The organism is Streptomyces sp. NPDC002499 (assembly GCF_053595415.1).
Genome location: NZ_JBSFXO010000003.1, coordinates 694760 through 705547 on the forward strand (window position 1 = coordinate 694760; position 10788 = coordinate 705547).

9 protein-coding genes are annotated in these 10788 nt (G+C 68.8%); 3 read left to right on the forward strand and 6 right to left on the reverse strand.

Features of this window, described 5'->3' with window-relative positions; translation table 11 throughout:
• Positions 1 to 26: 26 nt before the first annotated feature.
• From ACWD5F_RS10965 to ACWD5F_RS10990, 6 genes are all read right to left on the reverse strand, one after another.
• Positions 27 to 893, reverse strand: coding sequence for a carbohydrate ABC transporter permease (locus tag ACWD5F_RS10965; protein ID WP_401717501.1), 867 nt, complete (start codon positions 891 to 893; stop codon positions 27 to 29).
• The gene (locus tag ACWD5F_RS10970) at positions 890 to 1858 is read right to left on the reverse strand and encodes a carbohydrate ABC transporter permease (RefSeq protein ID WP_451253139.1); all 969 of its coding nucleotides are present in this window, start codon (positions 1856 to 1858) and stop codon (positions 890 to 892) included. The genes ACWD5F_RS10965 and ACWD5F_RS10970 overlap by 4 nt, the downstream gene beginning before the upstream one ends.
• A 20-nt stretch (positions 1859 to 1878) precedes the next feature.
• Positions 1879 to 3144, reverse strand: coding sequence for an ABC transporter substrate-binding protein (locus ACWD5F_RS10975; protein WP_451253141.1), 1266 nt, complete (start codon positions 3142 to 3144; stop codon positions 1879 to 1881).
• Positions 3145 to 3402: 258 nt separating this feature from the next.
• On the reverse strand, positions 3403 to 5262 hold the full coding sequence (locus ACWD5F_RS10980) for a glycoside hydrolase (RefSeq protein WP_451253202.1): 1860 nt from the start codon (positions 5260 to 5262) through the stop codon (positions 3403 to 3405).
• A gap of 11 nt (positions 5263 to 5273) precedes the next feature.
• Positions 5274 to 6521: an ROK family transcriptional regulator gene (locus ACWD5F_RS10985; protein ID WP_451253143.1), complete on the reverse strand. Its 1248-nt coding sequence runs from the start codon at positions 6519 to 6521 to the stop codon at positions 5274 to 5276.
• 184 nt (positions 6522 to 6705) lie between these two features.
• Positions 6706 to 7950 (reverse strand): FAD-binding protein, encoded by a 1245-nt coding sequence (locus ACWD5F_RS10990; protein ID WP_451253145.1) that lies wholly within the window; start codon positions 7948 to 7950, stop codon positions 6706 to 6708.
• A 187-nt stretch (positions 7951 to 8137) separates the two neighbouring features.
• Between ACWD5F_RS10990 and ACWD5F_RS10995 the strand changes: the two genes are divergently transcribed.
• From ACWD5F_RS10995 to ACWD5F_RS11005, 3 genes are all read left to right on the forward strand, one after another.
• Entirely contained in the window at positions 8138 to 8857 is a 720-nt protein-coding gene (locus tag ACWD5F_RS10995; protein ID WP_451253147.1) for a pyridoxamine 5'-phosphate oxidase family protein, read from the forward strand.
• 69 nt (positions 8858 to 8926) lie between these two features.
• Positions 8927 to 10267 (forward strand): radical SAM protein, encoded by a 1341-nt coding sequence (locus tag ACWD5F_RS11000; protein ID WP_401717520.1) that lies wholly within the window; start codon positions 8927 to 8929, stop codon positions 10265 to 10267.
• Positions 10268 to 10456: 189 nt separating this feature from the next.
• Positions 10457 to 10672 carry a hypothetical protein gene (locus ACWD5F_RS11005; RefSeq protein ID WP_451253149.1) on the forward strand — a complete coding sequence of 72 codons (216 nt, stop codon included), beginning with the start codon at positions 10457 to 10459 and terminating at the stop codon, positions 10670 to 10672.
• Positions 10673 to 10788: the final 116 nt, after the last annotated feature.

Consider the following 10788-nt stretch of genomic DNA (forward strand, 5'->3'; position numbering starts at 1 on the left):
AGGTCTTGGGTCTTGGGACGGGTGTGTCAGCCCTTGATACCGGTCTGCGCGATCCCCTGCACCAGCCAGCGCTGGAGGAAGAGGAACACGAAGACCAGGGGCAGGATCGAGACGGCGGTGGCCATGAAGATCAGATGGAAGTTGACGGTCTGGTTGGTCATGAACGAGGAGAGCGCTATCTGCACGGTCCAGGAACTCGGATCCTGCCCGATGACCAGCGGCCAGAGGAAGGCGTTCCAGCCGCCGATGAACGTGATCGTGGCGATCGCCGCGAAGAAGTTCAGCGAATTGGGTACGACGATCCGCCAGTACGCGCCCCAGTAGCCGAGCCCGTCCACGCGCGCCGCCTCCTCCAGTTCCTTGGGGAACCCCAGGAAGTACTGCCGGAACAGGAAGCAGGTGAAACCACTGAAGAGGCCCGGGATGATGAGGCCCCGGTAGGTGTCGACCCAGCCGAGGGACGAGACGAGAACGAAGCTCGGCACGAAGGTGACGGCCGTGGGAACCATCAGGGTCGCCAGGACCGCGTAGAAGACCTTGTTGGCGTGCCGGTAGGGGATGCGGGCCAGGCCGTAGCCGGCCAGCGAGCACACCAGGAGGGTGCCGACGGTCATCAGGACGGCGACGACCGTCGAGTTCCACAGGGCGCGGCCGAACTGGACGGTCTGGTCGTCGAACAGCTCGGAGACGTTGCCCCACTGGAAGGACGGGAGCAGTTTCCAGTTCTCGCCGGTGATCTCCGGGTCCGTTGATAGGGCGTTGCGGAGGATCAGATAGAAGGGGATGAGGAAGAGCAGGGCGGCGATGCCGACGGCGAGGTACAGGCCCGTGTTGCCGAGGATGCCGCCGCGCTTCTTGCGGCCCTTGCCGACCTGCGGTGCGGTGGTGGTCACTTGGACTCCTCCCCCCTTCCGAAGCCCAGGATCCGGCCCTGGGCGAGGGTGACGACGCAGATAAGCAGCGACAGGATGACGGCCCCCGCGCTGCCGGCGCCGTAGTCCTGGCTGGTGCCGAGAGCGGTCTTGTAGAGCTCCATGAGCGGGGTCTGCGCCCAGGTCGCCTTGGTCCCGATGATGTTGAAGAACTCGTCGAACGCCTGGTACGCCGCGACGAGCAGCAGCAGGACCACCGCCGTGGAGGTGGCGCGGAGCTGGGGCAGCGTGATGTACCGGAAGGTCTGCCAGCCCGGCTTGGCGCCGTCGATCTCGGCGGCCTCGTACAGCTCGGCCGGGATGTTCTGCAGGGCCGCCAGGAACAGGATCATGTAGAAGCCGGCCTGGATCCACAGGCGCAGGGTCACGATGACCAGCCAGTACCAGGGCGGGCTCGGGTTGGCGAGGTAGGCGATGTTGTCGACGCCGAACCAGCCGAGGACGGTGTTCATCAGGCCGAAGCGGACGCCGCTGAAGATGGACATCTTCCAGATCAGCGCGGCGGCGACGTAGGAGACGGCGGTCGGCAGGAAGAACACCGACCGGAAGAACGCCCGCATGAACCGCAGTCGGTTCACCAGCAGCGCCAGACCCAGCGACAGCGCCCAGGTGGTCGGCACGATGAACGCGGCGAACACCGTGAACGTCAGCAGCGACTGGGGGAAGTTGCTGTTGGTCAGGATCTGCTTGTAGTTGTCGAAGCCGATGAAGTGGCTCGGTGTGACGGTGTAGCGGGCGTCGAAGAAGCTGAGCCAGATGCTCCATCCGATGGGGACGAAGACGAAGATCACCAGGCCGATGAGGAACGGCCCGGTGAAGAGCCAGAAGTTCAGGGTGGCGTTGGACCGCAGGCCGCGCCGCGGCCGGGCCTGGGAGGCCTTGGCCGCGGCGGGCTGGGCGACCCCGCGCGTGGTGGTGGTCGACATGTCGGGTTCCGTCCGCCGGCCTATCCGAACAGCTTCTTGAGCTCGACGTTTACCTTCTTGTCGCAGGCGTCGAGCGCGGCCTCCGGGTTGCCGTTCTTGCGGACGGAGTTGGCGATCACGTCGGCGAACGCGGTGAGCATGGTCTGGTCGAAGCCGATGTTGTCGAAGTGCCCGTAGTCGGTGAAGAGCTTGACGCCCTCGGCGGGGAGGCCGGACTTGAGCTTGGTGGCGCCGGCGGCTATCGAGGACCGGGGCGGGATGTGGAAGCCGTAGGACAGCGCCCAGTCCTCCTGGTACTTCTTCTGGTCGATCCACAGCCACTTGACGTAGGCCTTGGCCGCCTCGACGTTGTCGCCCTTGGCGTTGACGAACATCGACCAGCCGCCGTTGTAGACCGACTGCTTGCCGCTGCTGCCGATGCTCGGGAAGGGGAAGACGCCCAGGTCGTCGCCGAGTGCCTGCTGCATGGCCGGCATGGACCACATGCCGCCCCACTGGATGGCGCACAGGCCTTGGTTGAGCGAGGACGGGTCCCAGAAGTCGGTCGGGGCGTCCAGGAGCACATGACCGCTGGTGAACAGCTGGCGGAGCTTCTTGAGGCCCTCGACGACGCCGTCCGTGTGGTAGGCGATCTCGTTCTTGTCGTCGAGGGTGTCGGCGCCCGCCGACCAGATGATCGGGTTCTGGATCGCGGTGAAGTCGTTGCCGAGGAAGGCGCCCTTGACCTTGCCGGTGGTGAGCTTGGCGGCGGCCTCCAGCAGCTCGTCCAGCGTGGTCGGGACCTCGACCTTGGCCTTCTCCAGCATCGACTTGCGGTAGTAGAAGAACTGCGGGTCGTCGATCATCCGGACCCCGTAGATCTTCCCGTCGACCGTGTGCGACTTGATGTCGGCCGGGTTGAAGTCGTCCTTGACCGGATCGATGATGTCGCTGAGGTCGGCCACCTGACCGCTCTTGACCAGCTGGAGCTGCGGGTGGAACTCGAAGACGTCGGGCGCCTGCTTGGTGAGCAGGGACGAGAACAGCTTGGCCTCGAAGTTGCTGCCGGTGATCCAGTTCGTGGTCACGTTCGCCTTGGAGTACGCCTTCGCGTACCGCTTGATGGCCTGCTCGGTCCCGGCCTCGCCGTACGCGTGGAAGTACTGGACGAGCTGCTCGCCCGAACCGGAGCCGCCCCCACGCCCGTTGTTGCCCCCGCACGCGGCCAGCGTCCCCGCCGCCGCCATGCCCGCGGCGGCCCGGAAGATTGATCGACGGGACCAGTTGCTGTTGCTCATTGCCGACATGCTGACGTCCTTGTCTGTCGAGTGCGGTTGCGGCTCCACGGCTCAGCGGCCAGGTGGCTGAAATCAGGTGCGGTGCGGGACGTTAACCTTCGGCTAAGGCTTCGGCAAGGGGTTGGACGAAGTCTGTTCGAAGCGTTGTGCGCGGTTCGGGATGCCGAACGCGGGGGTGGGGCGAGGAGGTTGAGGGCCGCCGGGTCGCAGGACGTCGGCGGCCCTCTGAACAGGGAATATGAAGTGCCGGAGGGCTAGAGCGGGGGGCTAACCGCTCCTGGTCCAGACCTCGTTGGACCCGCCGTTGCAGCTGTACAGAATCACCTTGCCGCCGTCACCGGTCGCCTGCCCGCTGACGTCCAGGCACTTGCCGGACGCCTCGCTGAGCACCTGCCCGTTGGCGTTCAGCAGCCAGCGCTGAGAGGCGTCACCGGTGGCGTCGACGGCCGTGGTGAGACCACCCGAACTCCCCGCCGTCAGATAGCCGTTCACGCCCTTCAGACGGCCCTTCGCGTCGTACGACCACGACTGCCCGGCGTCGCCGGTGCAGGTACCGATCGTGGCCCCGGAGGCGTCCGCGAGCAGGCACTTGCCGGACTGCTTCCCGATCAGCGCGCCCGTGACCGCCGTACTGCCGTGGCCCTTCTGGTCGAGGACGTACGTCGTGATCGAGCGGCCGGCGAGCGTCGCGGAGACCGTGCCCGAACTCACCGACGGCTTCGCCACCTTGGCCCAGTCCTCGGTGGCCGAGGTCCGCACGGCCTGTGAAGTGCGCACCGGGGTGCGGCTGTTGAAGTGCAGACTCAGGGGTGTGTCCGTGGCGTTGTGGTTGTTGACCACGACCACCCACTTGCCGTCGCGGTCGTACGTCGACACCTCGACGCCGTCCGGCACGCCGGTCACGTTGTGCGCGACCGAGCCGGGTTTCACGAACCGGCTGTACTGGCCCAGCGCGTAGTACCGCTTGGTGAAGTACAGCGACTGGTTGCCGTCGGTCGCGTAGTCGGGGTCGTAGTAGATCAGGCCGTCGTTCCAGCCCTCGTCGTTCCTCGTGTACGGGTCGCTGCCGTAGCCGCTCGCGAGCGCCACCCACCACTGGAAGGCGGAGTCGTGGGAGCTCGCGAAGTCCTTGTAGATGATCCGGGACATCAGCAGGGCGTTGTCGATGCCCGGGTCGTACTCCTGGTTCCAGCCGGTCGTGCCCTTGCCGAAGCAGCAGATCTCGGTGGCCCAGGAGGTCTTCCCGACCGACTTCGCGGTCTCGTAGACGTTGCCCAACTGCCCGTCGCTCGGGTTGTTGTACGTGTGGTGGGCCAGCTTGTCGACGTACTGGGCGGTGTCCGGCTGGGAGATCCACTGCGGGACCTCGGTGCTGAACTGGACGGTGCTGCTGGACTCGTCGGCGATGATCCCGGTCCGCTGGTGCCGGGCCCGCTGCTCGGCGCCCAACGCCCGCACGATGTCGTCGCGTTGGTCGACGGTGACCTGCATGCCCTCCTGGCCGCAGGAGCCGAAGTCGTTGTCGGGTTCGTTGAAGGGGCTGATGTAGTCGAACCTCGCGCCCTGCTTTGCGAAGTGCGCGGTCACGTCGGCCACGTACTGGGCGAAGTCCTGCACGTGCTCGGCCTTCAACTGCCCGCCGCAGCTCTGCCCGTTGGTCGTCCACTGGGCCGGCGCGCTGTTGACGAAGCCGATGAGGTCCTGGACGCCGTACTTCGCCGCGTACTTCAGGAACGTACGGCCGCCCTTGTCCTTGCTCCAGTCGTAACTGCCGTCGGAGTTCAGGAAGTCCTCGGCGGCGCGGGCCGGGGTGGTGACCGCGGCGCCGCCACCGCCGATGTTGTAGCGGTACGAACTCAGGTCCAGGCCCTGCTCGGAGAAGAGCAGCTTCGCCACGCGGGCCTGCACCTTGGGGGAGAAGTGCTGGAGGTCGTTGACCCACCAGGCGCCGGACGCGCCGATGTCGTCGATGGTCTGGGCCGCGTGCGGGGAGACCTGGGCCGGTGCGGTGGCGGCCGAGGCGGGCGGGGCCGATATGAGAGGCCCCGCGACGGCGAGTGCGGCCGCCGCCGTCAGCAGGAACGGTCTCCTGGGGTGGGGGCGCGGGTGGGGGTGAGTCATGTGCATCCCTTCCGTCGTCATGAAGGCGGTGCGGTACGGCTCCTTGCGGGAGTGGTGCGTTTGGTGCCGGTCCTCTGTCCCACCGACTGCAGGGCCCCTTCGAGCGCGAACGTGGCCGCGCCCAGGCAGACCGGGTCGGTGGGGATGGGGGAGAGGACGATCTCGGTGGCGGCGAACGGGCGCGGCAGCGCGTGCCGGGCGACGGCCTCGCGCACCTCCGCCACCAGGGGTTCGCCGAGCGCGGCCGCGACCCAGCTGCTGAGCACGACCACTTCGGGGTTGAACAGGTTGACCAGGTCGGCGACGCCCGCGCCGAGGTACTTGACGGTGTCCCGGATCGCCTTCACCGCGATCGGGTCCCGCGTGCGCAGCCCCTCGGCCAGCGCGGCGATGGTGGCCGTCTGGTCCTCCGGGTGCAGCAGGGTGCTGTCGGGGCTCAACTCCCGCAGATTCAGCATGATTCCGGACGCGCCGACATAGGCCTCGACGCAGCCGTTCTTGCCGCAGCGGCACAGCCGGCCGTCCAGCACGATCGTGGTGTGGCCCCACTCGCCCGCGCTGTTGCTCACGCCCCGGTGCAGCGCGCCGCCCAGGACGAGCCCGGCGCCCACACCCGTGCCGAGGTTGACCACCACGGCGTCCCCGCGCCCGCGCGCGGCCCCGAACCAGAGCTCGGCGACCGCGGAGGCGCGCAGCGGGTTGTCCAGGTAGAGCGGGTAGGCGATGTGCTCTGTGAGCAGGTCGAGCAGGGGCACGTCGTGCCAGTTCCAGTTCGGCGCGTACTCCGAGAAGCCGGTCTCACGGTCCACCTGACCCGGCACGCTCACCCCGACGCCGAGCACCCGGGCGCCCTCGATGCCGGCCTGCGCGACCACCGAGCCGACGGCGGCGGCGACATGGCTGACCACCTGCTCGGGCAGGCTCTCGCCGGGGCGCATGTCCTCGTCGGCGCGGGCCAGCACGTTCAACGCCAGGTCGAACAGCTCGACATGGACGTACGTCTCCGCGATGTCGACGCCGATCAGCGCGCCCCCCGACGCGTTGACGGCGACCAGGCCGCGGGGCCGGCCGCCCGCCGAGTCCTCGAACCCGACCTCCGTGATCATCCGCAGGTCGAGCAGCTCGCCGACCAGCGTGGCGACCGTGGCCAGGCTCAGCCCGGTGGCGGCGGCCAGCTCCTGCCGGGAGGTGGGGGATGCGGCGATGATCTGGCGCAGCACCTCGTATCGGTTGGCCGTACGGATGTCACGTGATGTGCGCTTCACCGAGTCTGTCCCCCGTCCCTTCGCTCCTGCGGACCGGGACACGACGGCACCGGCGCGGCGCAAGGCTATGGGCTGCCGGGGACTTTCGACAAGGGGTTAGGAAAGGGGCTTTATAAAGTCCCGGTCCAAGCGATCCGCGGAGTCCCGGCCCAAGCCTTCGGCAAGTCCGGGTCCCAACAGCGGCTCAGTCGCCCAGGACGTCCCGCACGAAGGCGTTGGCGAACTTGCCGTCGGGGTCCAGCGTACGGGCCACCGTCCGGAAGTCGCCGAGCCGGGGATACCGCTCGCGCAGCACCGGCGCCTCCATCGTGAACACCTTGCCCCAGTGCGGCCGCGCGTCGAAGGCGTCCAGCGCCACCTCCACCGCGCGCACCACCGGCAGCACGGCCTCGGTGTCGTCGACCCAGGTGAAGTGCACGGCCACCGTGTCCCGCCCGTACGCCGGGCTCAGCCACTGCGCGTCGGCGGCCACCGTGCGCACCTCGCAGACCTGGAGCAGGGGCGCGACCGTCGCCCGGATCGCGTCGAGCGCGTGCAGGGCGTCGAGGGCGTACGGCCGCGGCAACAGATACTCGGACTGCAGCTCGGAGCCGCTGCTCGGGGTGAACTCGGCCCGGAAATGCGGGAGTCGCTCGTGCCACGGGCCCGGCACCCCGAACTGCTCGGTGCAGTTGAGGGCCGGCATCCCCGGTACCGGGTGCAGCTTCTCGGTCGCCGGGGCGGCCCACGGGAAGTCCGCGAGCGGCTGGTCGGTGCGCCGCTTGAGCCACACCTGCCGGAAGCCCGGCGCCCGCCAGTCGGTGAACAGACTCACGCTGTACGCCGTCGCGGCGACCGTCTCGAAGTCCAGCCCCGCGAGCGGGAGTTCGGTGAAGACGTACTGCTCGACGTCGAAGCTCGGCTCCAGGTCGAGGGTGAGGGTGGTGACCACGCCCAGCGCGCCCAGCGAGGTGACGGCGCCGTCGAAGCGGTCGTCGCCGCGTCCGATCGTCACGGTCGAGCCGTCCGCGGTGACGAGCTCGACCTCGCGCACGACCGACGCGAGCGAGCCGTTGGCGACCCCGGAGCCGTGGGTGCCGGTGGCCACGGAGCCGGCCACGGAGATGTGCGGCAGGGAGGCCATGTTGGGCAGGGCGAGGCCGTGGGCGTGCACGATCCGGGCGAGTTCGGCGTACCGGACGCCGCCCGAGACCCGTACCGTGCGGGCCGTGGTGTCCACGTCGATCACCGGGGGCAGTCCGGCGGTCGACAGCAGGACGCCGTCGGCACCCGGCTCGGCGATCTCGTTGAAGGAGTGCCCGCTGCCCAGCACCCGCACCTTCGCGCTGTCGGCCACCAGGGCCGTGAGCGCGTCGAGCGAGTGCGGTCGGTGCAGTTCCTTGGCGGCATAGGTGATGTTGCCCGCCCAGTTGGTGACGGTCCCGGTCATCCCGTTGTCCCTCCCCGTGGCATCGAGAGCCACGACCTCACAGGGGGAACCTACCTCGCGGGTCCGGAGCCCGCGCGGCCGGTACCAGGGGCCGCGATACGACGGATTCCGTTGCCGTAGGCGTCCAAGGCAACGGATCTGACCTCCCTCTATCCATCCTGGGTGCGTTTTCGTTAGCTTTGCGCCCATGACGTCCAGCCCGCCGCCCGACCCGCCGTCCGCCCGGCCGCCCGTTCCGGCGGTCCTGCCCGCCCGTCTCCCCGAGACCGACCTGACCCGCCACCGCCGGCTGCGCGAGCAGGGCAGCCTCGACCGGGCCGACCTGGACGCGATCCTGGACGCCGGGTTCGTCTGCCACCTGGGCGTGCTGGTCGAGGGCCGGCCCCTGGTCGTGCCGACGGTGTACGGCCGTGACGAGCGGCAGCTCTACCTGCACGGGTCCGTCGCCGGCCGCAGCCTCGCCGCCGGCACGCCGGTCTGCGTCACCGTCACCCACGTCGACGGACTGGTCCTGGCCCGGTCGGTGTTCGAGCACGGCGTGAACTACCGCAGCGCGATGATCCACGGCGTGCCGCGCAGGATCACCGACCCCGACGAGAAGCTGGCCGGCCTGCGCACGCTCACCGAACACGCGACGCCCGGGCAGTGGACGTACGCCCGCCTCCCGAACCGCAAGGAACTCGCCGCCACCACCCTCCTCGCCCTCTCCCTGGAGGAGGCCTCGGTCAAGATCCGCACGGGCGCTCCGGACGACGGCGACGGCCCCGACGCGGACCTGGGCCTGTGGGCGGGAACGCTGCCGCTGACGTCGACGTGGGGTACCCCGGTCCCGGACCCGGTATTGCCGTCGAACACCCCTGTACCGGGACACATCGCACGCCGTGGAGGGACCCGGCACGGGGGATGAACGAGCGGGGGCATACCGTGAAGAGTCGTACGCCTTAAGCAGGGCGCCTGAGCCGGGAGGAGATACGGGATGGGCAGCCGCACCGCGCTGGTCGAGGATCTGATGGAGCGCTTTCCGCATGTGCCGCGGGAAGCCGTCTTCAAGGAGGACCTGCTGCGCGGCGGTGTCGCCTTCGACCCCTCCGCGCTGAGCGACAACGAATCGGGTGACGTCAAGCCGAAGTCGTACTTCATCTTCTCCTTCGACCACGGCACCCTGCCGGAGCTGGGCGAGGCCGCGCTGCGGCGGCCGCCGGAGGAGATCATCCTCACCGGCGGCCCGTACGACCTGCGCCGCACCGTCGTGTCCGTGCGCGTGAACCCGGCGTCCCCGTACCGCGTGGCCTCCGACGACGACGGCGTCCTCGGGCTCTACCTCGACGGCAAGCGCATCGCCGATGTCGGTGTGCCGCCGATGCCGGAGTACTACAAGCACAAGCTCGCCAACGGGAAGTCCGTGATGGAGGTGGCCCCGACCATCCAGTGGGGCTACCTGATCTACCTCACCGTCTTCCGGGTCTGCCAGTACTTCGGCGCCAAGGAGGAGTGCCAGTACTGCGACATCAACCACAACTGGCGCCAGCACAAGGCGGCCGGGCGGCCCTACACGGGCGTCAAGGACGTCGAGGAGGTGCTGGAGGCGCTGGAGATCATCGACCGGTACGACACCGCGAAGACCTCCACCGCCTACACGCTCACCGGCGGCGCGATCACCAAGACGGTCGCCGGGCGCGACGAGGCCGACTTCTACGGCCACTACGCCAAGGCCATCGAGGAGCGCTTCCCGGGCCGCTGGATCGGCAAGGTCGTCGCCCAGGCGCTGCCGAAGGACGACGTCCAGCGCTTCAAGGACTACGGCGTGCAGATCTACCACCCCAACTACGAGGTGTGGGACGAGTATCTGTTCAAGCTGCACTGCCCGGGCAAGGAGCGGTACGTCGGCCGCGCCGAGTGGCACAAGCGCATCCTCGACTCCGCGGAGATCTTCGGGGCGCGCAACGTGATCCCCAACTTCGTGGCGGGCGTGGAGATGGCGGAGCCGTTCGGCTTCAAGACCGTCGACGAGGCCATCGCGTCGACCACCGAGGGCCTGCGCTTCTTCATGTCGAAGGGCATCACGCCCCGCTTCACCACCTGGTGCCCCGAGCCCACCACCCCGCTCGGCAAGGCCAACCCGCAGGGCGCCCCGCTGGAGTACCACATCCGCCTGCTGGAGGCCTACCGCGCCACCATGGAGGACTTCGGACTCCAGTCCCCGCCCGGATACGGCGAACCCGGCCCCGGCCGCGCCGTCTTCTCCGTCAGCTCCTTCATGGACAGCCTGCCGGCCCGCGAGGACAGCCCTTCCGCACCGGAGCCGACCCAGGTGTAACTCCCGCCGTCCCGCCGGACACAGAGGGATGTCATCGCGGACGGCGGACGGACACCCGACGGGCTGCGCCTGCAGTACTGGGAGGCGCCCAACCCGTCGGGCGGCACCTGCGACTACCTGCGGGTGCTGGGGCCGGACGGGAAGCGGACGGAGGGTGGTGGGTCGCAGTGCAGCCGGGGTGGCGACAGCATGGTGTATCCGCCGGCCCCGAAGGAAGCCGTCACGGTCAAGGTCGACTGGCACGGCAGGAACACCGTCGGACCGATCGATGTCGGCCGGGATCGATACTTCCTGACGTTCCTTCCGTATAACTCTCGTAGCAACGAGGAGTGGTTCCCGGAGTACAGGACACAGGCCTTCGACGCGCACGGGCGGGTCGTGGGCGTCGAGTACTCCGAGCATTAGGGTCTGTCCGGCGGATCGGGCCGGCTGTGAGGTGCGGTGCTTCTTGGCCGAGCCGAGCGGGGTCTGGTGCGTGCAGCTGCAAGGCGGAGGAGGGAGTCGACGCGGAGCGTCGGCGA